General features: G+C 63.4%; 21 protein-coding genes. 11 read left to right on the plus strand and 10 right to left on the minus strand.

The window, feature by feature from the left end; genetic code table 11:
* Positions 1–12 precede the first annotated feature (12 nt).
* On the minus strand, positions 13–1,326 hold the full coding sequence (locus IVB40_RS21260) for an ABC transporter substrate-binding protein (RefSeq protein WP_027517383.1): 1,314 nt from the start codon (positions 1,324–1,326) through the stop codon (positions 13–15).
* A gap of 78 nt (positions 1,327–1,404) precedes the next feature.
* Positions 1,405–2,466 (minus strand): sn-glycerol-3-phosphate ABC transporter ATP-binding protein UgpC, encoded by a 1,062-nt coding sequence (gene ugpC, locus IVB40_RS21265; RefSeq protein ID WP_007592328.1) that lies wholly within the window; start codon positions 2,464–2,466, stop codon positions 1,405–1,407.
* 202 nt (positions 2,467–2,668) lie between these two features.
* On the opposite strand from ugpC, the gene IVB40_RS21270 reads away from it, so the two are divergent.
* From IVB40_RS21270 to IVB40_RS21300, 7 genes are all read left to right on the plus strand, one after another.
* On the plus strand, positions 2,669–3,769 hold the full coding sequence (locus IVB40_RS21270; protein ID WP_247816193.1) for a LacI family DNA-binding transcriptional regulator: 1,101 nt from the start codon (positions 2,669–2,671) through the stop codon (positions 3,767–3,769).
* Positions 3,770–3,891: 122 nt separating this feature from the next.
* Positions 3,892–5,721 carry an IlvD/Edd family dehydratase gene (locus tag IVB40_RS21275; protein WP_247816194.1) on the plus strand — a complete coding sequence of 610 codons (1,830 nt, stop codon included), beginning with the start codon at positions 3,892–3,894 and terminating at the stop codon, positions 5,719–5,721.
* Positions 5,722–5,856: 135 nt separating this feature from the next.
* Positions 5,857–6,588 (plus strand): SDR family oxidoreductase, encoded by a 732-nt coding sequence (locus tag IVB40_RS21280; RefSeq protein ID WP_027569534.1) that lies wholly within the window; start codon positions 5,857–5,859, stop codon positions 6,586–6,588.
* A gap of 27 nt (positions 6,589–6,615) precedes the next feature.
* Positions 6,616–7,362 (plus strand): SDR family NAD(P)-dependent oxidoreductase, encoded by a 747-nt coding sequence (locus IVB40_RS21285; RefSeq protein ID WP_247286576.1) that lies wholly within the window; start codon positions 6,616–6,618, stop codon positions 7,360–7,362.
* A 7-nt stretch (positions 7,363–7,369) separates the two neighbouring features.
* Positions 7,370–7,762, plus strand: a complete 393-nt coding sequence (locus IVB40_RS21290) for a GFA family protein (protein ID WP_027569532.1) — start codon at positions 7,370–7,372, stop codon at positions 7,760–7,762.
* 149 nt (positions 7,763–7,911) lie between these two features.
* Positions 7,912–8,592, plus strand: a complete 681-nt coding sequence (locus IVB40_RS21295) for a site-2 protease family protein (protein WP_247819571.1) — start codon at positions 7,912–7,914, stop codon at positions 8,590–8,592.
* A 65-nt stretch (positions 8,593–8,657) separates the two neighbouring features.
* On the plus strand, positions 8,658–9,080 hold the full coding sequence (locus IVB40_RS21300; protein ID WP_027569530.1) for a hypothetical protein: 423 nt from the start codon (positions 8,658–8,660) through the stop codon (positions 9,078–9,080).
* On the opposite strand, the gene IVB40_RS21305 is transcribed toward IVB40_RS21300, so the two are convergent.
* The 6 genes from IVB40_RS21305 to IVB40_RS21330 form a co-directional block, all read right to left on the minus strand.
* Positions 9,068–9,883: a TonB family protein gene (locus tag IVB40_RS21305; protein ID WP_247816195.1), complete on the minus strand. Its 816-nt coding sequence runs from the start codon at positions 9,881–9,883 to the stop codon at positions 9,068–9,070. The genes IVB40_RS21300 and IVB40_RS21305 overlap by 13 nt on opposite strands.
* Before the next feature lie 9 nt (positions 9,884–9,892).
* Complete coding sequence (exbD, locus tag IVB40_RS21310) at positions 9,893–10,348, minus strand: TonB system transport protein ExbD (RefSeq protein ID WP_018459254.1); 456 nt, start codon at positions 10,346–10,348, stop codon at positions 9,893–9,895.
* Positions 10,349–10,351: 3 nt separating this feature from the next.
* Positions 10,352–11,272: a tonB-system energizer ExbB gene (gene exbB / locus IVB40_RS21315; protein WP_027569528.1), complete on the minus strand. Its 921-nt coding sequence runs from the start codon at positions 11,270–11,272 to the stop codon at positions 10,352–10,354.
* On the minus strand, positions 11,269–11,958 hold the full coding sequence (locus IVB40_RS21320) for a Fe2+-dependent dioxygenase (RefSeq protein WP_247461478.1): 690 nt from the start codon (positions 11,956–11,958) through the stop codon (positions 11,269–11,271). The genes exbB and IVB40_RS21320 overlap by 4 nt, the downstream gene beginning before the upstream one ends.
* A gap of 2 nt (positions 11,959–11,960) precedes the next feature.
* The gene (locus tag IVB40_RS21325; protein WP_247819572.1) at positions 11,961–14,357 is read right to left on the minus strand and encodes a TonB-dependent receptor; all 2,397 of its coding nucleotides are present in this window, start codon (positions 14,355–14,357) and stop codon (positions 11,961–11,963) included.
* 216 nt (positions 14,358–14,573) lie between these two features.
* Positions 14,574–14,813 (minus strand): hypothetical protein, encoded by a 240-nt coding sequence (locus tag IVB40_RS21330; RefSeq protein ID WP_247286580.1) that lies wholly within the window; start codon positions 14,811–14,813, stop codon positions 14,574–14,576.
* A 364-nt stretch (positions 14,814–15,177) separates the two neighbouring features.
* On the opposite strand from IVB40_RS21330, the gene IVB40_RS21335 reads away from it, so the two are divergent.
* From IVB40_RS21335 to IVB40_RS21345, 3 genes are all read left to right on the plus strand, one after another.
* Positions 15,178–16,350: an efflux RND transporter periplasmic adaptor subunit gene (locus IVB40_RS21335; protein ID WP_027569524.1), complete on the plus strand. Its 1,173-nt coding sequence runs from the start codon at positions 15,178–15,180 to the stop codon at positions 16,348–16,350.
* The gene (locus tag IVB40_RS21340) at positions 16,347–19,493 is read left to right on the plus strand and encodes a multidrug efflux RND transporter permease subunit (RefSeq protein ID WP_027569523.1); all 3,147 of its coding nucleotides are present in this window, start codon (positions 16,347–16,349) and stop codon (positions 19,491–19,493) included. Before IVB40_RS21335 ends, IVB40_RS21340 begins: the two co-directional genes overlap by 4 nt.
* Before the next feature lie 66 nt (positions 19,494–19,559).
* Positions 19,560–20,132 carry an invasion associated locus B family protein gene (locus IVB40_RS21345; protein WP_247816196.1) on the plus strand — a complete coding sequence of 191 codons (573 nt, stop codon included), beginning with the start codon at positions 19,560–19,562 and terminating at the stop codon, positions 20,130–20,132.
* Here the strand turns inward: IVB40_RS21345 and IVB40_RS21350 are convergent.
* On the minus strand, positions 20,125–20,469 hold the full coding sequence (locus IVB40_RS21350; protein ID WP_247816197.1) for a hypothetical protein: 345 nt from the start codon (positions 20,467–20,469) through the stop codon (positions 20,125–20,127). The two genes, IVB40_RS21345 and IVB40_RS21350, sit on opposite strands and share 8 nt — an antisense overlap.
* 157 nt (positions 20,470–20,626) lie before the next feature.
* A complete protein-coding gene (locus IVB40_RS21355) occupies positions 20,627–20,989 on the minus strand; it encodes a DUF1428 family protein (RefSeq protein WP_247816198.1) in 363 nt (120 codons plus the stop codon).
* Positions 20,990–21,192: 203 nt separating this feature from the next.
* Here IVB40_RS21355 and IVB40_RS21360 point away from each other — a divergent pair, with 203 nt between their 5' ends.
* A complete protein-coding gene (locus IVB40_RS21360; protein ID WP_247816199.1) occupies positions 21,193–23,055 on the plus strand; it encodes a caspase family protein in 1,863 nt (620 codons plus the stop codon).
* Positions 23,056–23,057: the final 2 nt, after the last annotated feature.

The following is a 23,057-nucleotide window of genomic DNA, read 5'->3' on the forward strand; positions in this document are numbered from 1 at the left end:
GATTGGAGCTGATCAGACCTGGTAGTAGCGCTTGGCGCGCTCGGCTGCGCGTGCGGCTGCCGCCTTCGGCGTCACGGAGCCTGACGCGGCCTCCGCGAACATGTCGACGACGACGAAGTCGCCCATCACGGCGGCCGAGGCATAGCCGAGATCGCCGGCATAGCCGTTGTCGCGGCAGCGCTTCAGGCAGTCGCGATACGGCGTGATCTTCGGATCGGAGGTCCACACAGGGTTGTCGTTGTAGGCCGGCAGCGGCGGCGACACGTAACCGTTGGAGGAGACCTCCCAGGCGTCGTAGTTCGCCTTGTCCATCATGAACTTGATGTATTCCTTGACGGCCTTCGGATACTTCGAGTGCTTGTAACCGTAATAGACGAGCACGTTCTGCTGCTCGGTCGACACGCCGACCGGCCCGATCGGCATCGGCGCGTGGTTCATGTCCTTGGCGATTTCCTGCTGCTTCGGATCGGTCGAGTTCTTTCCGACGGTCCAGATCGAAATGCCGTTCAGCGTCAGGCTGAGCTCGCCGTTGAGGAACGCCTTGTTGTTGTTCGAGTCATTCCACGACAGCACGCCGGGGATGAAGGTCTCGTAGAGCTGCTTGACGTATTCAAGCGCGGCGATCGTCTCCGGCGAGTCGATCACGACCTCGTTCTTGTCGTTGACGACCTTGCCGCCGAAGGCCCACAGCGCCCACTGACACCAGCCGTTGGCGTCGCCCGTGGCGTGGCCGAGCGCGAAGCCGGCCGGCGTGTTGTTCTTCTTCAGCGCCTGGCAGAGCTTGAGGAAGCCGGCAGTGTCCTTGGGGAATTCATCGAAGCCGGCGGCCTTCACGTGGCTGACGCGGTAGTTCAGGCAGCCGCCGGTCGCGCCCTGCGGAATAGCGATCCAGCTGTTGCCCTTCTTGCCGTAGCGCTCGGCAACCGGGTACCAGCCACCATACTGCGCGCCGAGATAGTCGGCGACGTCAGTCATGTCGATCAGCTTTTCCGGGAATTTGTGGGGATCATCGAGCGTTCCGATGATCAGGTCAGGACCGGCGCCGACATTGGCGGCGACCGCGGCTTTGGGACGGATGTCCTCCCAGCTCTCGGCCTCGAGCTTGATCTTGACTCCGGTCTTCTCGGAGAACGCCTTGGTCTGCTCGGCGAATTTGTCGAACTCGGCCTGAATGAACTGCTTCCAGCGCAAGACGCGGATGGAGGCGTTTGGCTCGGGCGTGTTGGTCCACTCCGCCGCGCGCACCGGGACGATACCCGGGCCGGCCAGCAGCGCCGCGCCGCCCAGACCGACTTTAAGCACACTTCGCCTGTCGAAATCGCTCATCGTTCTCTCCCTAAATTTTATATTTGTATTGGGTCGTCTTGTATTGGGCAGTTCTGCTTGGGCAGTTCTTTGGCGTCGCTACACGCGTTTGCCCGTCGCCTCGTCGAACAGATGAATCACGGAGGGATCGGGCTTCAGCTTGACCTTGTCACCCGGATTGAACTGGTGACGTTCGCGGAAGACCGCGACGACCTGCTCACCGCCGAGCTTCGCAAACACCTGCGTTTCCGAACCGGTCGGCTCGACCACGACGATCTCGGCATCGGCGCCGTCGTCAGCGATGGTGAAATGCTCGGGACGCACGCCGTAAACGACGGGACGCCCGTCGGACGCCGCCGGCGCGTTCCTGAGCGGCAGCTTGACGCCATTCGGCCCCTCGAAGGTCGCAACGCCGTTGACGCGCACATGACCTTTCAGGAAGTTCATGGACGGTGAGCCGATAAAGCCGGCGACGAACTGGTTCTCGGGCTTGTCGTAGAGCTCGAGCGGCGTACCCATCTGCTCGACGATGCCATCGTGCATAACGACGATCTTGTCGGCCATGGTCATGGCCTCGATCTGATCGTGGGTGACGTAGACCGTCGTGGTCTTCAGCCGCTGGTGCAGCTCCTTGATCTCGGTGCGCATCGCGACGCGCAGCTTGGCGTCGAGGTTCGACAAGGGCTCGTCGAACAGGAACACCTGCGGATCGCGCACGATAGCGCGGCCCATGGCGACGCGCTGGCGCTGGCCGCCGGAGAGCTGGCGGGGATAGCGTTCGAGCAGCGGCGACAGCGCAAGTATCTCGGCGGCGCGCTTGACGCGTTTGTTGATCTCTTCGGTGCTCTCGCCCCGCAGCTTCATCGAGAAGCCCATGTTCTCGCCGACCGTCATATGCGGATAGAGCGCGTAGTTCTGGAACACCATCGCAATGTCCCGCTCCTTGGGCTGGACATTGTTGACGACGCGGTCGCCGATCGAAATCGTGCCTGAGGTGATGTTCTCGAGACCGGCGAGCATGCGCAGAAGCGTCGACTTGCCGCAGCCGGAGGGACCAACCAGGACGACGAACTGGCCGTCCTCGATCGGAATCGAAACGCCGTGCAGGACTTCAAAATTGCCGAACGATTTCCGCACGTCGCGGATTTGCACAGACGACATCTAGCTCCCTCCTCGAAAGTCCACGACGCATCTCGCGCCGCGACCGTCTTGTTTTTTCAGACTTCACCGAACGAAGCCCAACCTTAGCGGGCGCCATTGTCGGCAGTTTGTGCGGTTTTGGCAATTTGTCTTTGGTTAGTCTGTGCTGGTAGCGCTGTCAACGTTCCTTTGTTTGCGACAGTGAGTGTGTTAAGAGCAGCAAATGGGTCGAAACCGCACCAAGTCAGGCAAAATCCGGCTGGCGGAAGTCGCCGAGCTTGCCGGCGTAAGCCCGATCACGGCGTCCCGCTTCTTCCGCAATCCCGAGGCGCTGTCGGTCGCCAAGCGGACCCGGGTCGAGAGCGCGGCCAGAGAGCTCGGCTATGTGCCGAACCTGGCGGCACGCGCGTTGGCCTCGCAGCGCACCGAGGTGATCGGTGTCTTGATTCCGTCACTAACCAATAATGTGTTCTCCGACGTGTTGCGCGGCATCTACGACGCCTCCGAAAACAGCCGTTACTCGATCCAGCTTTCCAACACACGCTACAGTATTCTCCAGGAGGAGAAGCTGCTGCGCCTGTTTCTTGCGCAGAAGCCGGCCGGGCTGATCGTCACCGGCATCGACCAGACCACGGAATCGCGCGCGATGCTCGATGCCGCCGACTGCCCGATCGTGCAAATCATGGAGATCGGACCCAATCCGGTCGACATGATGATCGGCTTTTCGCACTATCACGCAGCCCGTGCGGCGGTTGCGCATCTGTTCGCGCAAGGTCACCGCAAGATCGGCTTCGTCGGCGCGCGGATGGATCCGCGGGTGCAGCGGCGGCTCGACGGATATGTCTCGGCCATGAAGGACGCCGGACTGTTCGAGCAACGCCTCGTCGTCACGACGGCGACTCCGACCTCGGTAACGCTCGGAGGCGCCCTGTTCACCGATCTCCTGGCGCGGGAGCCCGGCATGGACGCGGTGTTCTGCGCCAATGACGACCTCGCGCTGGGTGTGCTGTTCGAATGCAGGCGCCGCGAGATCGCCATCCCCGAACAGATCGCGATCGTGGGCTTCAACGATCTCGAATTCATGGCCTCCGCCGTCCCAACTCTCACGAGCGTGCGCACCAACCGCTACGAGATGGGCAACACGGCCGCCAGCATGCTGATCGACGCGATCGACGGACGGCGCCCGGAGCATCCGGTGCTCGATCTCGGCTTCAAGGTGATCGAGCGGCAAAGCTCGTTGGCCCGGCGGTCGGACAACCGGCCAGCCGCTTCTAGCACGGGCGCTGCGAACAAAATGGTAGCGTTACCAAGCGGCCATGACTAGTATCGGATTTGTGAGGAAACGACCCGCCAGCGGGCAGGCAAATCGTCGCTCGCGCCGTTGGGCATCGCACAAGTCGATACCATAAAACGGACGCCGGTGCGTTTGCATTGCAGGAGAAACCAATGACAAAAAAACCAACCAATGGGCATGCCCCCGCCGGCAACGGCGCTCGCCGCCACCTCCGCTCGCAGGAATGGTTCAACAATCCGCATAATCCGGGCATGACCGCGCTCTATATGGAGCGCTATCTGAACTACGGTCTCACCCGCGCCGAGCTCCAGTCCGGCAAGCCGATCATCGGCATCGCACAGACCGGCAACGACCTCTCCCCCTGCAACCGCCACCATATCGAGCTTGCCCATCGCGTCCGCGAAGGCATCCGCGAGGCCGGCGGCATTGCGATGGAATTCCCGACCCATCCGATCCAGGAGACTGGCAAGCGCCCGACCGCGGCGCTCGACCGCAACCTCGCTTATCTCGGCCTCGTCGAGATCCTCTACGGCTACCCGCTCGACGGCGTGGTGCTGACCACCGGCTGTGACAAGACTACGCCGGCCTGCATGATGGCGGCGGCGACCGTCAACCTGCCCGCGATCGTGCTGTCGGGCGGGCCGATGCTGAACGGCTGGCACAATGGCGAGCGCACAGGCTCCGGCACCATCGTCTGGAAATCGCGCGAGCGGCTCGCCGCCGGCGAGATCGACTATGAAGAGTTCATGGAGATCGTGGCGTCATCGGCGCCCTCGGTCGGCCATTGCAACACCATGGGCACCGCCTCCACCATGAACGGGCTCGCGGAAGCGCTCGGCTTCTCCCTGCCGGGCTGTGCGGCGATCCCCGCTCCCTATCGCGAGCGCGGCCAGATCGCCTACGAGACGGGAAAGCGTATCGTCGACATGGTCTGGGAAGACCTCAAGCCTTCGGACATCCTGACCCGCGAGGCGTTCGAGAACTGCATCGTGATCAACTCCGCAATCGGTGGCTCGACCAACGCGCCGATCCACATCAACGCGCTGGCGCGCCACATCGGCGTCGAGCTCTCGATCGACGACTGGCAGAAGGTCGGCCACGACGTGCCGCTGCTGGTCAACATGCAGCCGGCCGGCTTCTATCTCGGCGAGGAATTCCACCGCGCCGGCGGCGTGCCGGCCGTGGTGCGCGAGCTGATGAAGCACAAGCGCATCCACGAGGACGCGGTCACGGTGAACGGCCGCGGCATCGGCGAGAACTGCGCCAATGCGCCAAAGCCCGACAACGACGTGATCTGGGCTTACGACAAGCCGCTGGTGAAGGACGCCGGCTTCCTGGTGCTGAAGGGCAATCTGTTCGATTCCGCGATCATGAAGACCAGCGTGATCTCCAAGGAGTTTCGCGACCGCTATCTCAGCAACCCCAAGGACCTCAACGCTTTCGAAGGCCGCGCCGTCGTGTTTGAGGGGCCTGAGGACTATCACGAGCGGATCGACGATCCCTCGCTCGAGATCGACGAGCGCTGCGTGCTGTTCATCCGCGGCACCGGCCCGATCGGCTATCCCGGCGGCGCCGAGGTCGTGAACATGCAGCCGCCTGCGGCGCTGATCAAACGCGGCATCATGTCCCTGCCCTGCATCGGCGACGGGCGCCAGTCGGGCACCTCGGGCTCGCCTTCGATCCTCAATGCTTCGCCGGAAGCCGCCGCCAATGGCGGGCTCGCGATCCTCAGAAACGGCGACAAGGTGCGCGTCGATCTGAACAAGGGCAGCGCCAACATTCTCATCTCCGACGACGAGGTGAAGAAGCGCCACGCCGAGCTGACGGCCAATGGCGGCTTCAAGCATCCGCCGAACCAGACGCCGTGGCAGGAGCTTTATCGCAACACCGTTGGACAGCAGTCGACCGGTGCCTGCATGGAGCTCGCCACGCGCTACCAGAACGTCGCCGGCACATTTGGCGTGGCGCGGGATAATCACTAGCAGCCACATCGTCATTGCGAGGAGCGAAGCGACGAAGCAATCCAGACTGTCTCCGCGGTGAGATTCTGGATTGCTTCGCTTCGCTCGCAATGACGATGCAACAGACAAAATTCGATAAGTGAGGAGAACAAGACCATGGCAGACCGCCTCAAGGGAAAGCGCGCCGTCATCACGGCTGCAGCGGCAGGCATCGGACGCGCATGCGCCGTCGCATTCGCGCGTGAAGGCGCGACCGTCATCGCCACCGACATCAACGAGAGCGGCATCGCGAGCCTGGCCAAGGAAGGTATCGCCGAGACCGCGAAGCTCGACGTTCGCAACACCGCCGACGTCAACGCCTTCGCCAAGCGCGTCGGCAAGGTCGACATCCTGCTCAACGCAGCGGGCTTCGTGCATCACGGCACCATTCTCGAGTGCTCGGAAGAGGATTTTGATTTCTCGTTCGACCTCAACGTCAAGTCGATGCACCGGACCATCAGGGCCTTCCTGCCGGACATGCTCGCGGGCGGCGGCGGCAGTATCGTCAACATCTCCTCCTGCGCGGCGCTGCGGCCGCCGGCCAACCGCTACGTCTACAGCTCCTCGAAGGCCGCGGTGTCGCTGCTGACGCGCGCGGTCGCGCTCGACTTCATCACCAAGGGCATCCGCTGCAACAGCATCTGCCCTGGCACCGTCGAGACGCCTTCGATGCTCGACCGCGCCGCGGCGCAAGGGCCGCAGGGCAAGGAGATGTTCGTCTCCCGCCAGAAGATGGGCCGACTCGGCACCGCCGACGAGATCGCGTCCATGGCGGTCTATCTCGGCAGTGATGAGAGCGCCTTCACCACCGGCGTCGACCTCGTCGTCGACGGCGGCTACATGCTCTGACGCCAAGGCATCCAGAAGGCATCCAGCATGAACAAGATCGATCTCAACGACCGTGTCGCGATCGTCACCGGCGGCGCGCAAGGCTTCGGCCGCGCCATCGTTCAGCGCTTCGTCGCCTCCGGCGCCAAAGTCGCGATCTGGGATTTTGATGCAGCCCTCGCCGAGAGGACGGCAAAGGAAATCGGCGACAATGCCCGCGTCTTCAAGGTCGACGTCACCGATGCCGCGGCCGTCGAGCAGGCCCGCGACGCCACGCTTGCCGCCTTCGGCAAGATCGACATCCTCGTCAACAACGCCGGCATTGCCGGGGTCAACAAGCCGGTCTGGGAGACCGATCTCGAGGAATGGCGGAAAGTTCTGCGCATCAACCTCGACGGCCCCTTCATCGTCTGCAAGGCGATCGTGCCCGCGATGCTCAAGCAGAAATACGGGCGCATCGTCAACATCGCCTCGATCGCCGGCAAGGAAGGCAACCCGAACGCCTCGCACTATTCGGCGTCCAAGGCCGGCTTGATCGCGCTGACCAAGTCGCTCGGCAAGGAATTGGCAGCACATGACATCCTCGTCAATGCGGTGACGCCCGCGGCTGCGAAGACCGCGATCTTCGACCAGATGACGCAGCAGCATATCGACTTCATGCTGTCGAAGATTCCGAAAGCGCGCTTCGTACAGGTGGAAGAGTTGGCCGCGATGGTGAGCTGGCTCGCATCCGAGGACTGCGGGTTTTCGACCGGCGCCGTGTTCGACATCTCCGGCGGGCGCGCAACTTACTGAGGGCGTCATGGTCAGAGAAGGCGGATGCCTGTGCGGCGCGGTGCGATTCAAGGCGGAAGGCGAGCCGCTCAACGTTCGCATCTGCCATTGCCGCATATGCCAAAAGGCAATGGGCTCGCCCTACTTCGTCCGCGCGCAGTTCGACCAGCGCGCACTGACCGTCGAGGGCGACACCGCCCGCTATGCGTCGTCCGAGAACATCGACCGCGTGTTCTGCAAACGCTGCGGCACGCGGCTGTTCTCCTGGCGGCGCAACGGCACGCTGGCGGGCGTCGCACTGACGACGTTCGACGATCGCAACGCCTTCGCGCCGACCGAGCACATCTGGGTCTCCGAGAAGCTCGCCTGGCTGAAGCTCGACGACGGGCTGACGCAATATCCGGGGACGATTCCTGCATGAATTGCACGACTGCACGGCGGGTTCGGGGCGCCGATCATTTGCAGCGTGGCATTTCGGAACCGCCCACCCTATGTTGAGGTGAAGCGTTGCTGCACCACCGGTTGGCTGGGTCGGCTGCTAGACCGCAAGCAAACCGGGACGGACGAGCCGTGAACATTTCTCTCTATGATCTCTCCGTGTGGGTCCTGCCGGTGCTGCTCGCCATCACCTTCCACGAGGCCGCGCACGCCTTCGTCGCGTATCGTCTTGGCGACAACACGGCCTCACAACTCGGCCGCGTCAGCTTCAACCCGTTTCGCCACATTGATCCATTCGGCACCGTGGTGCTGCCGGCGATGCTGCTGTTTGCGCATTCGCCGTTCCTGTTCGGCTATGCCAAGCCGGTGCCGGTCAATTATCGCAATCTCGCCAACCCGAAGCTCGACATGGTCTGGGTGGCGCTGGCTGGTCCCGTCATCAACATCGTGCTGGCGCTCATGGCCGGCATCGCCATTCACGCCCTGCCCTTCGTACCGGCTAGCTCGGCGCAGTGGATTCTCGATAACCTCGGGAATTCGGTCCGACTAAACGCGGCGTTGGCCGTCTTCAACATGATGCCGATCCCGCCGCTCGACGGCGGGCGCGTCGCGGTGGGGCTGTTGCCCCGCGCGCTCGCCCTGCCGCTGGCGCGGCTCGAGCGGTTCGGGATGCTGATCCTGATCGGCTTGCTGATCCTGCTACCGTTGGCGGGCTCCCAGTTCGGTCTAAATCTTGATGTTATTTCAGCAATACTGCGAACGTTGACCGGTTATGTGATTCAGGGTGTTCTCATTCTGACCGGCAATGCGTAGTTGAACAGCGACACACCCGAACACAAGCCGAAGGGCTCGAGGCCGACTTGGTCAAAGCTGCCGATATGCTGATCGCGCGACGCGCCGATACCCGCGCTCGCGCCGATTTCGCCACCTGGAAGATGATGGCCAAGCTCAACGGGTCGTCCGCGCTGCCTCCGGGGGCGCAGGAGTTCCTGGTGAGCTACAAGAATCTGCAGGCGCAGATGAATGAGGGCGAGGCTACCGAGGCCACCATCGGCGCCATCTACAAGGCCTACTATGCCGAGATGGGCGGCGCGGGAACCCCGCCTGACGTCCGCCCACGGGCGGCCGAGCCGGCGGCGGACAATGTTACCGCGTTCCGCCGCCCAGACCCGAAACCGAAAAAGGCCAGTTTCTTCGGAGCAGCGACCGCGGGCGCAAGCCAGAAACGGCCGCTCCCGGTGGCGCTGATCTTCGCCTGCCTGGTCGTGGTCTATGTCGGGATCCGGCTCTACTGGCGCTGAGCCGTCTTCTTCTTTTTCTTTGCGTCCGGCGGCGTGAAGATGATGTCGACGGTGCGCTCGAACCGGTCGTCGGTCAGGCTGGCGGGCGGTTGCGGGATGGGATCGGACTTGCGGACAATCGAGATCGCAGCCGCATCGTAAGCTGCATCCCCGGACGACTCGACAACGTCGACTGAAAGCACGTTGCCCCGTCGGTTGATCGCGAAGCTGACCTTGACCTTCTGATTGTTGGGCTCCTTGCCCTCGGGGTTGACCTTGTGGGCCGCGAGATGCGCGCTGATCTTGCGATTCCAGTCCGCCGTGAGCTTCAGAATGTCCTTGCCGATGCCCAGCACAGGCGCCAGCGCCTTCTCGGCCTCGCGCGCGTCCTCATCGAGCGTCTGCCGCGCCGTCGCAACGGACTTCGGCGAAGCTTCCGCAGCGGGCGTTTCGACCGCTGCAATCTTCGGATCCTCGTCCTGCGGCTTCTTCGAGATGTTCTCCGTGACGACCCGATCGGGATCGTCGACCTGTTGCGACTGATCCTTTGGAAGCTCGGTTTCCTTGGTCTCGGCCTTTTGCTCGGGAAGCGCCTGCTGCTCCTGCATTGCTTCGCTATCCGGCCCCGGGGGAAGGTCGGTGTCCGGCGCCTTCGGCGAAGCCATCTCGACCGCGAACTCCGCGCCGACTGCGCCGAGGCCGTCGTCGCCGTCATCGGCCCGAAAGTGCGCCAGTGCGAGCGCGGCACCGCCCAGATGGAGCGCAAGCGCCGCCACCGCTGCAAAAATCCAAAGCGTCCGGGCTGGTCTGGACTCGTCCGACATCGCGGGCCTCTAAGGCTGAGCGGCGCCTGCCGCGGGCGCCCCCGGAGCGCCTTCCAGCGCAACCAATTTCACCCGTGAATAGCCGCCTGAGCGCAACAGCTCCATGACGCCCATCAACTCGCCATACGGCACCGAGCGATCGGCGCGCAGGAAGACGTACTTGTCCTTGCTCATGTCGGACAGACCATCGAGCGTGCCGATCAACTCGGCGCGGTGCACCGGGTTCTCTCCGATGGCAAGGGTCAAATCGGGCTTGATGCTGAGATAGGTCGGCTTGTCCGGCTTCTTCTGCGGCGTAGCGCTCGACGTCGGCAGATCGATCGGCAGATCGACGGTCGAGAGCGGCGCTGCGACCATGAAGATGATCAGCAGCACCAGGATGACGTCGATGAACGGCGTGACGTTGATTTCATGCGTTTCGCCGAAATCGTCGTCGTCATCATTGTCTGCGAGCGAAACGCCCATGGTTCACTCCGCCGCGCGCGAATGCACGCTGCCGTGGCTGCGGTCGAGATCGCGCGAGAGCAACCGCCCCGCCGCGCCCGAGGCACGGCTGACGAGCTCGAGATAGCTCTTCGTCACGCGCGAGAAGTAGTTGTAAATGATGACGGCGGGAATGGCGGCGACCAGGCCGATCGCGGTGGCGAGCAGCGCCTCGGCGATACCGGGCGCGACGACGGCGAGGTTCGTGGTCTGCGACTTCGAGATGCCGATGAAGCTGTTCATGATGCCCCACACCGTGCCGAACAGGCCGACGAAGGGCGAGGTCGAGCCGATGGTCGCGAGCACGCCCATGCCGACGCGGATGCGCCGCGCCTCCGCGCGCATGATCTCGGAGAAGCTCGAAGCCGCCCGCTCCTTGATGCCGGTGTCACTGGACAGGCCGGCCGACATCCGCGCCTCCCGCAGCGCCGCCGCCAGGAAGGACGGCAGGATCCCCGCCTTCGAGCCGAGCGCCATCTGCGCTTCCGCGAGCGAGCGCGCCTCCGCGATCTTCTTCAGCGCCGAGCGAAGCTTGGTCGAGGCGATCGACAATTCGATCGACTTGGCGATCAGCACCGTCCAGGTCACGAGCGACGCAAAGGCGAGCCCGATCATCACCGCCTTCACGATGATATCCGCCGACTGGAACATCACCCAGGGCGACAATTCCTTCATGGCGGGCGCGATGCCGGCTGCCGTATCGGACTTTGCAGCCGCGGACACGACAGCTTGGGGCGCCGCAGGCGGAGCAACAACCGGGGCCGGGCTGACCGCGGACGGCTGAGCCGTCGACTGGACCGGTGCCGCGGGCGCGGCCTGTGTCTGGGCAGAAACAGGGGATGCAAGCCAGGCGGCCGCCAGCACCAGAGCTGCGGCAAGGCTTGCTTGGAAGGACATGATCTTCATACTTCGGCCCAGTAGCGAATGAGATTGTGATAGATACCCGTCAATTTGACCGTTTCGGGATCGTCACGCCCGAGCCGTTCCACCAGCGCCTGTATCGCGGTGTCGAGGTCAAAGATCATGCTCCGGGCTTGATCGTCCCGTATCATGCTCTGAAGCCAGAAGAAAGACGCAACCCGCGTTCCCCTCGTCACCGGGGTGACCAGATGGAGGCTGGTCGAGGGATAGAGCACGCAGTCCCCGGCCTGCAACTTGACTTCGTGCGAACCGTAACTGTCCTCGATCACAAGTTCGCCACCGTCGTACTCCTCCGGCTCGGCCAGGAACAGCGTCACCGACAGATCCGTGCGGATCCGAAGGCCGGTCAGCCGGTCGCCGCGGATGGCATTGTCGACGTGCAGGCCGAAATGGTGGCCGCTGCTGGCCGCATAGCGGTTGAACAGCGGCGGGAAGATCTGGAGCGGGATCGCCGCGGCGATGAAGCGCGGGTTCGAAGTCAGCGCCGAAACGATGCGGTTGCCGAGCTTGCGCGCGACCTCGCTGTCCGGCGGCAATTGCTCGTTGCGCTTGACCATCGCCGACTGCGAGCCCGCGGTGGAGCGCCCGTCTTCCCATTCGCTGGCCTCCATGATGCGGCGGAAATCCGCCACATCATCCTTGCTCAGAACGCCAGGAAGGCAGGTCAACATGATCAGAACTTCGCCGTCGTGATGAGGTAGAACGCCCGCCCCGGCGCGACCGCGACGAAGGGAACCGCGCTGCGATAGAGCGTATCGTAGTAGAGCTTGTTGGTGAGATTCTGGGCGTAGAACTTCATTGTCCAGTTCTTGTCGATCTTCTTCTCGACGAACGCGTCGAAGCGCCAGTAGCTCGGCAGCTCGTTGCCGGTATTGGCCGCGAACGTGCCGCCATACACCTTCGAACGGTACACCGCCTGACCGCCCAGCTCCCAGCCGTCGTCGAATTTGTACTTGGTCAGCATGCTGAACGATTGATGAGCCACGTTGGCAAGCTGCAGGCCGAGATTTGAGGCGACACCGCTCTGCGTGACCTTCGATTGCATCAACACCAGGCCGCCGAAGATGCTCCAGCGATCGGTGATCTTGCCTTCGGCCTCGATATCGATGCCCTGGATCCTGTAGGCAGCGCCCGAAGTCAGCAGGCCGCTGACGGTTTCGCGCGCATTGTCCTTCGTGGTCTGGAACAACGCGGCGCTGACCAGCAAATGGCGATCAGCCAGCTCCCATTTGGTGCCGAGTTCGGCTGCCTTGTTGCGCTCCGGCCCGAGCAAGATAGCCGTGTTGGCAGGAATGCCGCCGTAGTCGGTGGCGGTCGCGTCAAGCTCCGATCCGAACGGATTGGCCGAGGTCGCATAGGCCGCATAGAGGCTGCCGATCGACATCGGCTTGTAGACCAGGCCGACGTTGTAATTGACGAGATCGGCATTCTGTTTGAGATGATCCGCGTTGGTCGACGAACTCTGGCTGTAACCGTCGTAGCGCACGCCACCATTGACGATGATCGTGTCCTGCCAGTTCGCGGTGTCCATGACGTAGACGCTGCTGGTGTTGACGCCATAGCGCGTCGGATTTCCAACCAGCGACGGCGTGTTGCTGAAGGGAATGTAGGTGTACTGCGGCGAGTAGAGGTTGACCCCCGGGACCGCCCCGCTGCTGGTCGAGCCGCCGCCGAACAGTTCGGACGAGAGGCCGGTGTAACGGTCGATCGAGATGTTCTCGTTGGCATATTCCACGCCGAACACCGCGGTGTGCTTGACCCCGCCGGTGTTGAGCTTGAACGTGGCCTCGTTCTGGTTGGCCCACACGTCGACGTTCTGGTAGCGGCTCTGCGCACTGGCCGTCGTGGTCCAGAGCAGCGGATTGGGGCTAGTCGTGATCGGGTTCTGCGGCAGCGTGCCGATATAATTCAGCAGCGAGTGCTCGCCGCGCACCTTGCTGCTCAGCGTGATGGCCTCGTTGACCTTGTACTCGATCGTGCCGGTGCCGAAATCCTGCCGCGCGGTCTGGAAGTCGCGGTTGAGGAAGCCGTACCAGTTACCACGCGGAATGCCCGCCGACGTCACCGGGACGTTGCCCTGCTTGTAGTAGGGCACGCCGAAATCAGGATAGCCGCTGAGGTCGGTGTGGACGTAGTTCGTCGTGATCTTGATGTCGTTGGTCGGGGTATACTTGGTCGCGATGAACGAACCCCAGCGATTGTCGGTGACGTAATCACGGCCGGCGACGTTGGCGTCCTGGAACAGGCCGCCGGCCCGCACCGAGAACGTCGGATCGATGACCTGGTTGACGTCGAGCGTGACCCGCTTGGTCCGGTCGGTGCCGAACTCGGTGTCCATTCGCTTGAAATTGACGTCGCCAGCCTGCTTGGTGACGATGTTGATGGCACCGCCGGCGGTGCCGCGGCCTGCGTAGGACGAGGCCGGCCCGCGCAGAATCTCGATCTGCTCGGTGAAGAAGTTCTCGCGGATCGAGACCGCGGGATCGCGGATACCGTCGATGAAGACGTCGTTGCGCGCATCGAAGCCGCGGATGAAGAAGCGATCCCCGAACGCGTTGCCGCCTTCCCCAGATCCCAGCGTCACGCCGGCGGTCGAGCGCCCGATCTCCTTCAGCGTCGTGGCGTTCTTGTCCTCGAGCACTTCCTTGCTGAGCACGGTAATGGTCTTCGGCGTGTTCAGCATTGGCTCGGGAAACTTGCCGGAGGCCTGGACGTGGTCGACCTTGTAGGGTGCCGCCGGATCGGAATAGGGATTGCGATCGGCTTCGCCGGCCGGAACGGTGGGAGCGGTCTGCTGCGCCGCCTGCTGCCGCTGCGCGGCGCGGCGAAGCGCATTGCGCGCGCGGACCTGGTCCGCCGTCGGCTTCGAAGCCACCGGGCGCGGACGCGCGACCGGCGCATCGACCGTTACCGGCGGCAGGTTCGACTGCTGCGCCTCCGCGCCGCTCGACACCGATGCTGCCGCGATCAGGCCCGCGACAGCCGAGACCTTCTTGCCGGAAACGCCCGTGAACTTTTCATCGAATGCTGCGACCGAACGCAACGACTTCGGTGCGACCACCTGCCCCATTACCAACACGCCCCATATTCCTGTTCGCCCATTCACTTCGATGAGCGATTGGAGTGTTGGTATCGGCCGCAAAATAGCGGGTCAATGCGAGCAAGCCGCGAGAACCCTTGAATAAGTCCAGATCAAAACGATTCTAAACTGCAGTTTGAAATCGTTCTAAATCAAGATTGGATTTGTTCTAAAGCGAGCGCGAGATCGGCGATCGCGCGCGCATCGTCAATCACTGCTCGGCGGCTTCATCAGCGAGAACAATTCATCGACGGTCTTCTGCGCCACCGCGCGCACGCGATCGCTGTTGTCCATGCCGGCAATGTTGACGCCCCCGACCACGGCTCTGATCTCGTCGCGGAAGTCGGTGAGAAAGTGCAAGGGATCACGCTGCTCGTTGGCGACGCGTGCGATAAGTCCCGTGATCAGGATTTGACACGCGATCAGCTTGCCGTTCAGTTCGTCCATCCTGCGCTCCCATTGCAACGCGCCGATATGGCCGATGCCGAATTTCCTGACAACCGAAACGGCCTCTGCGCGACTTAGAACCGTTCTTGGGAGCCGCCCCGCGTAGCGCATCCCTATCCCGCGCACACCGCTTCCGAGCATTGCACAAGATTTGCTCGCAGATCGTTCGTGGCGGGAGAATGCAGCACTGCACACCGTAGTGACACGGAGCTGCCTAGACAGTGCAAAGCTTTCCAATTGTTTAGGATTCTCAGCCGATAGTGCTGTTTACACTGGAACTTGGCGTGTATTATACAAGCGCGCTGGAACCCTATGATTGCCTCACAATTCGTAGCTTAAGGCACAAGAGCCGACACGAGACGATATGAAAAAGTCCCGGCCGATCCTCTGGATTCTGATCATCGCGGCCGTGGCCTCCGCGGGTTACTATGGTTGGCAGAAATTCGGCTCGCCCGACGCTGGAAAAACCCAGACCGCACAGAAGGGGCCGCAGCGCCCGCCCGCCGTCCCCGTGAGCGTTTCGCCGGTCCAGAAGGTGGACTTTCCGGTTTACCTGACCGGTCTCGGCACGGTTGCGGGCTTCAACACCGTCCAAGTCCGGACCCGGGTGGATGGGCAGATCGACAAGATTGCCTTCACCGAAGGCCAGATCGTCAAGGAGGGCGAGCTCCTCGCCTCGATCGATCCCCGCCCCTATCAGGCCACGCTCGACCAAGCCAAGGCCAAGAAGGCGCAGGACGAGGCAAATCTGGCCAACGCCAATCTCGAGCTCCAGCGCGCCATGAAACTCGGCGAATTCGCCACCGCACAGCGGGTCGACACCCAGCGCTCCACGGTCGCCCAGCTCACCGCGCAGATCGCCGCCGACGAAGCTTCGATCTCCAACGCGCAGACCCAGCTCGACTACACCCAGGTCAAGGCGCCGATCACCGGCGTCGCGGGCCTGCGCCAGGTCGACGTCGGCAACATCGTCAATTCCTCGACGCAGACCGGCATCGTCACGATCTCGCAGGTCGAGCCGATCTCGGTGATCTTCACCGCACCAGAAGACCAGCTGCCCTATATCAGCGAGGGCCAGAAGGCCGGCGCGCTCAGGGTGATCGCCTTCACCACCGACGGCAAGAAGACTCTGGCCGAGGGCAAGCTCGCCGTCATCAACAACCAGGTCGACACCAGCAGCGGCACGATCCGGCTCAAGGCGGTGTTCGACAACAAGGACCACGCGCTGTGGCCCGGGCAGTCGGTGTCGACGCGCCTGCTGGTGCGCACTCTGAAGGATGCGACCGTTGTCCCGGATGACGCGGTCCAGCACTCCACCAACGGCCTCTACGCCTATACCGTCAATCAGGACAACAAGGCCGAGGTGCACAAGATCAAGGTCAGCTACGCGATTGACGGACGTTCGGTCGTCGACGAAGGGCTGACGCCCGGGCAGCAGGTGATCACCGGGGGCCAATTCAAGGTCCAGCCCGGAAGCCTCGTCTCCACGGCCGTGGCGAGTACGGATCCGGCGCAGAACAAGGTTCGACAGGAATGAACGCGGGCGGGATTTCGGCACCTTTCATCCGTTATCCCATCGGCACCTCGCTGCTGATGGCCGGCATTCTCTTCGTCGGTCTCGTCGCCTATCCCCTGCTGCCTGTCGCGCCCCTGCCGCAGGTGGACTTCCCGACCATCCAGATCACCGCCAATCTGCCGGGCGGCAGCCCCGAGACCATGGCCTCGTCGGTGGCCCAGCCGCTCGAACGGCAATTCGCCCAGATCCCGGGCATCGCCCAGATGACCTCGACGAGCTATCTGGGCACCGCGTCGATCACCATCCAGTTCGACCTCAACCGCAGCATCGACGGCGCCGCCAACGACGTGCAGGGCGCCATCAACGCCGCGAGCGGTCAGCTGCCGAAGAACCTGCCCTCCCCACCAACCTACCGCAAGGTCAACCCGGCCGACGCCCCGATCCTGCTGTTGTCGGCAACCTCCGAGACAATGCCGCTGACCAGCGTCAGCGACGCGGTCGATGCCCAGCTCGCCCAGCAGATCAGCCAGCTCTCGGGCGTCGCGCAGGTCTTCATCGGCGGCCAGCAGAAGCCCTCGATCCGCATTCAGATCGACCCGGCGAAGCTCGTCGCCAAGGGCCTGTCGATGGAGGACGTGCGCAGCCAGATCGCGATCACCACGGTCGACAGCCCGAAGGGCAACATCGACGGCCCGAAGCGCGCCTACACGATCTACGCCAACGACCAGCTCACCCAGGCCAAGGACTGGAACGACGTCATCATCGCCTATCGCAACGGCGGTCCCTTGCGAATCCGCGACATCGGCCAGGCGGTCAGCGGCCCCGAGGACGCCAAGCAGGCGGCCTGGGCCAACGGCAAGCGCGGCGTGTTCCTGGTGGTGTTCAAGCAACCCGGCGCCAACGTCATCGAGACCGTCGACCGGATCAAGGCGACGTTGCCTCGCCTCGTCGCAGCGATCCCGCCCGCGATCAAGATCGAGGTCATCAGCGACCGCACCACGACAATCCGCGCCGCGGTCGAAGACGTCCAGTTCACGCTGCTGCTGACCATTGCGCTGGTCGTCATGGTCATCTTCATCTTCCTGCGCAGCTTCTGGGCAACGGTCATTCCCACCATCACGGTGCCACTGGCGCTGCTGGGCGCGTGCGCGCTGATGTGGGTGTTCGGCTACTCGCTCGACAATCTGTCGCTGATGGCGCTCACCATCGCGGTCGGATTCGTCGTCGACGACGCCATCGTGATGCTGGAGAACATCACGCGCTACATCGAGGAAGGCGAATCGCCGATGGCGGCGGCCTTCAAGGGCTCGAAGGAAATCGGCTTCACCATCGTCTCGATCAGCATCTCGCTGGTCGCGGTGCTGATTCCGCTGCTGCTGATGGGCGGCATCATCGGGCGCCTGTTCCGCGAATTCGCCGTCGTGCTGGCGATGACGATCTTCGTCTCGATGTTCGTGTCGCTGACCCTGACGCCGATGATGGCCTCGCGCTTCCTGCGCGCCCATGGCGAGGTCACCCACGGCAAGTTCTACCAGTGGAGCGAGCGCGGCTTCGACCGGATGTTGCGCGGTTACGAATGGATGCTCGACCATGCCCTGGCCTGGCGCCGCACCACGCTCACGATCTTCTTCGCGACCCTTGCCCTGTCCGTCTATCTGTTCGTGCTGATCCCGAAAGGGTTCTTCCCGCAACAGGACGTCGGCCTGATCACTGCGACCTCGGAAGCCTCCCAGGACATCTCGTTCGCGGAGATGCAGCGCCGCCAGGTCGAGCTCGGCAAGATCGTGATGGACGATCCCGACATCGCATCCATCGCGATGAACATCGGCGGCAGCGGCCGCGCCGGCAACAACGGCAACATGTTCATCACGCTGAAGCCGCGCAACGAGCGCGAAGCCTCCGCGCAGCAGATCATCGCGCGGCTGCGTCCCAAGCTCGAGAAGGTGTCCGGCGCCCGCCTCTACATGCAGGCGGCCCAGGACGTCCGGCTCGGCGGCCGGCCGACGCGCACCCAGTTCGAGTTCACCCTGCAGGACGCCGATCTCGCCGAGCTCAACGACTGGGCACCGAAGATCCTCGCCAAGATGCAGACCTTGCCGCAACTGCGCGACGTTGCGACCGACCAGCAGACCCAGGGCACCACGGTTCAGCTCAAGATCAACCGCGATACTGCAGCGCGTTACGGAATCCAGCCGCAGCTGATCGACGACACGCTGTACGACGCCTTCGGACAGCGCCAGGTCACGCAGTATTTCACCCAGCTCAACACCTACAAGGTGATCCTCGAGATCCTGCCGGAGATGCAGGGCAGCCTCGAGAGCCTGAACAAGCTCTACCTGAAATCTCCGCTGACCGGCGATCAGGTGCCGCTGTCGACCTTCGCGACCTGGAGCACCGATCCGGTCCGCCCGCTCTCGATCAGCCACCAGGGCCAGTTCCCCGCGATCACGATCAGCTTCAACCTCGCCCAGGGCGTCGCGCTCGGCCAGGCCACCGAGGCTGTGCAGAAGGCGATGGCCGATCTCGGCGCGCCGCCGACGCTGAATTCCAGCTTCCAGGGCACGGCACAAGCGTTCCAGCAATCGCTCGGCACCGTGCCGCTCCTCATCCTCGCCGCGCTGGTCGTGGTCTATCTGATCCTCGGCATCCTCTACGAGAGCTACATCCATCCGATCACGATTCTGTCGACCCTGCCCTCGGCCGGCGTCGGCGCCCTCGCGATCCTGATGGCGGCCGGCTTCGAGTTCAGCCTCATTGCTTTGATCGGAGTCATTCTGCTGATCGGCATCGTGAAGAAGAACGGCATCATGATGGTGGACTTCGCCATCGCCGCGGAACGCGACGAGCACAAGACGCCGGCGGAATCGATCCGGCAAGCGGCGCTGTTGCGCTTCCGTCCGATCATGATGACGACGATGGCTGCCCTGCTCGGCGGCGTGCCGCTGATGCTCGGCCACGGCACCGGCGCCGAGATTCGCCAGCCGCTCGGCTACGCCATGGTGGGCGGCCTGATCGTCAGCCAGGCGCTGACGCTGTTCACCACGCCGGTCGTCTATCTCTATCTCGACGAGCTCAACAACTGGTTCTCGGGCTGGGGCCGTAAGGGTGACGGCGAAGGCGACGAGACGGTCGAGCACGGCACCGTTAAGGAAGCTGCCGAGTAGCAGCTTGCACCGCACGCCTCACGACGTTACAGCGAGGCCCTCGGTTCACGTCAACGCGGTCTTGCCATGCCCATGCAATCCAGACTTGTCGCCCTTGCCGCCGCTGTCCTGGTGTCGGCGGGTGGCGCGCATGCCCAGCAAGGCGCCAAGAAGAGCCCGGCTCCCTCTGCCCCGGCAGCACAGCCCGCACCGGCTCCGGCGCAGCCGCAGGCTGACGGCGCTGCGGCGCAGCAGCCCGGTTGGGTCGTGCGCTGCACCAGCGTCAGCCGCGACGCGCCGCTCGAATGCGCGATGGAGCAGAACGCGGTGCTCACCAAAACCGGCCAGACCATCGTCCTGATCAACATCCGCATCGCGCCGGACACCCGCACACCGGTGGCGCTGCTGCAATTGCCGCTCGGCCTCAACCTCCCCATCGGCGCCAAGCTCCAGGTCGACGACGGCAAGACGGTCGATCTCCAGATCCAGACCTGCGAGAACCGCGGCTGCTACGCCTCGACGCCGATCGCACCGGACCTGTTGGCCACTTTAAGGTCAGGCAAGCAGTTGAAGGTCTCCTTCCAGAACATGGCCAAGGAAACGATCGCGATCCCGATGCCGCTCGGCGATTTCGCGGCGGCCTACGATAAAATCAAATAGCCGTATCGTCGTCACTGCCGCGCCATCTGCGCCTTGCCGACGGCATCGCCGTCGAGCTTCTGGTCGTTGTGCATGTCTCGCTGACGTGCGAGCGCCGTCCGGTGAATTGGAACGGCGCATCGTAGTGCGACACGGGGCTGCCGCGATCGCGGCCGATGTCGAGGCCGGACCACGAGATCAGCATGTGGAATCCGAGCTGGGTCTGCAGCGCTCCCGCCGGCTCGCCCTCGATCAGCCGCGTGTAGCCGGTGACGCCGGTACGCGAGCCCTTGGCCGGCGGCTCCTTGCGCACGAGACGTTCGACATGCACGCCGAGCCGCCGCGCGCCCGACGGCACCTAGCGCTCCGAGCGGACGACCTGGTGACTGCCGCCGATGCTGAGGTCATGCACGAGATCGCCGTCCTTGACGTAAAGGCTGTAGGTGGCAAGTGAAACGGCTAGCCACGATGCTGCTGCATGGGCAAGCACTGATGTGTGGGGCTGGTCAGCGCCCTCACTTCACGGGGTCGCTCGCCCTCAGCAGCGTCGTGAAGCCGCCATAGATCATGCGCTTGCCGTCGAACGGCATGCCCTCCAACTTCAGCCGCGGGTCCGCCATCACTTTCTTGTTGACGGCGTCGCGAGTCTCCCGGTCGCGATAGACGATCCATGAGAACACCACGATCTCGTCCTCCTTCGCCATCACCGCGCGCGGAAACGAGGTCAGTTCGCCATAGGGCACGTCATCGCCAATGCATTCGACATAATCGAGCGCACCGTGCTCCATCCAGATCGCGCAGGCCGTTGCCGCCAGCGCCTTGTAGGCCTCGATGTTGTCCTTCGGCACGGCCAGCACGAAACCATCGACATACGGCATCACGGATCTCCTTGGGTTGTGTGTCCGGAGGACGATCCAGCGCGCGGCGGCCCGACTCGTCGTGGCACCCACAAGGTGAGGCAAACTGTCGCGAGCAATTCGTGCGCTACTTCACATTCGCCCGTCGCGGCTCCGTGACATCATCCCTGACGTTTGCATCCGCACAGTCGCTATTTCAGGTTGTATTTAAGGAGGCCGCTTTCATGAGCACCCGCCTGTCGTTGCTTTGCGTCCATGGCGTCGGTCACGCGGAGATCGATGCCGGGTTTCAGAAGTCCTGGTCCGAAGTCATCACGCGTGCCGTCGGGCAGGTCGACCAGGGAGTCCAGCTCGAGATTGATTTCGTTCGCTACGACGATCTGTTCGAGAAGGCCCCGCTCAATTCCCTCACCTACGCCGCGGCTGCGGCCAAGCTGCTGGCGAGCGCGGTCGTTCACGGCATCGGCGACCTCCTGACTGGCGCACGTGGCATCGGCGACATCCCTGCCGTCATCAAATGGACCGCAGGCATGATCGCCCAGTGGTCAACCGACGAACAGCTCCGCAAGGACCTCCGCCGGCTCATTCTCGACAAGATCGACGGCAAGACCTACGACATGGTCCTGGCGCACAGCCTCGGCTCGCTGATCTGCTACGACACCTTCCTGCACGACGGCGACGCGATCAAGGACGCGATCTTCGTCAGCTTCGGCTCGCAAATCGGCAACCCGGCGGTGCGCGACGTCTTTGCCGGCCGCATTCAGCCCCTAACCTGCCGAAAATGGTACCACCTCTATAACCCCGGCGATCACGTGCTGACCTATCCGCTCGACATTCGTGCGGATAATTATCAGCAGGTCATCGTGTCCTTCGACGTTCCCAACGACGCGCTCAATCACGATGCGACATGGTACCTGTCGCACACCAGCACAGTTGCGACGGTCTGGCATGAGGGCGCTCCGGCGCCTGCCTCGCGCGCGATCGTGAGCGCTGCGCGCGAGATGGCGAGCCTTGCTGTCAAACCCGGCCGCCGCGCGCTGCTGATCGGCATCAACGACTATCCGGAACCGGCCAGCAGGCTCGAAGGCTGCGTCAACGATGTGTTCCTGATGAGCTCGGTGCTCCAGGAGAGCGGTTTCGAGCCGGAAGATATTCGCATCGTTCTCAACGATCGCGCGACGACGCAAGGGATCATGGACCGGTTGCATTGGTTGCTCGACGGCGTTCGTGGCGGTGACGAGCGCATGCTGTTCTATTCGGGGCACGGCGCCCAAATTCCCCGCTACAACATCCAGGGCGAGCCTGATCACGTCGACGAATGTCTCGTTCCCTATGATTTCGACTGGTCCCCGGCCCACGCCATTCTGGACCGCCAGTTCGCCGAGCTGTATTCGCAACTGCCCTATGACAGCTATTTCGTGGCGATGTTCGATTGCTGCCACTCGGGCGGGATGACGCGCGATGGCGGTCCTCGTGTCCGAGGTTTGAGCCCGCCGGACGACATCCGCCACCGTGCGCTGAAATGGGATGCCGCCGAGCGAATGTGGGTGCCGCGCGACTTCACGCCGCTGAACAGGAGCTTGAAGGACAGAAAGAATGGAGCCGACTTCCTCGGGCAGAACGGGGCAACACAACGGCTGGGGCGCGCGATGATGCTGCGAACCAAGCCGGACAAGGATTACGACAAGACGCGCAAGGAGCTCGACCATCTCGGGCCGTACATGCCGATCCTGCTCGAGGCCTGTCAGGAGCAGCAGCTCTCCTATGAATACCGGGATGGCGTGACGTCTTATGGCATCTACACCTACTCCATGGCCAGCACTCTGCGCGAGCTGAGGGCCAAGGGCGAAAATCCCTCGTTCAAGACGCTCAACGAGCTGGTCACGGAGAAACTGAGGCGGATGCGATACAGCCAGACGCCGAATCTGGTCGGCGCCAAGGTTCGCTGTGCGGCTCCTGTGCCGTGGGGCAAATCGCAAGGCGCGGCGTCCGCCAGGCCTGCTGCGAAAACACCGTCCAGGCGGCCGCGTAAGACGGGGCGCAAGCAGGCGCCGGCGACAAAGAAGGCGACGAGAAAGAAGAGATAGCA

This window comes from Bradyrhizobium sp. 40, from assembly GCF_023100925.1.
GTDB lineage: Bacteria > Pseudomonadota > Alphaproteobacteria > Rhizobiales > Xanthobacteraceae > Bradyrhizobium.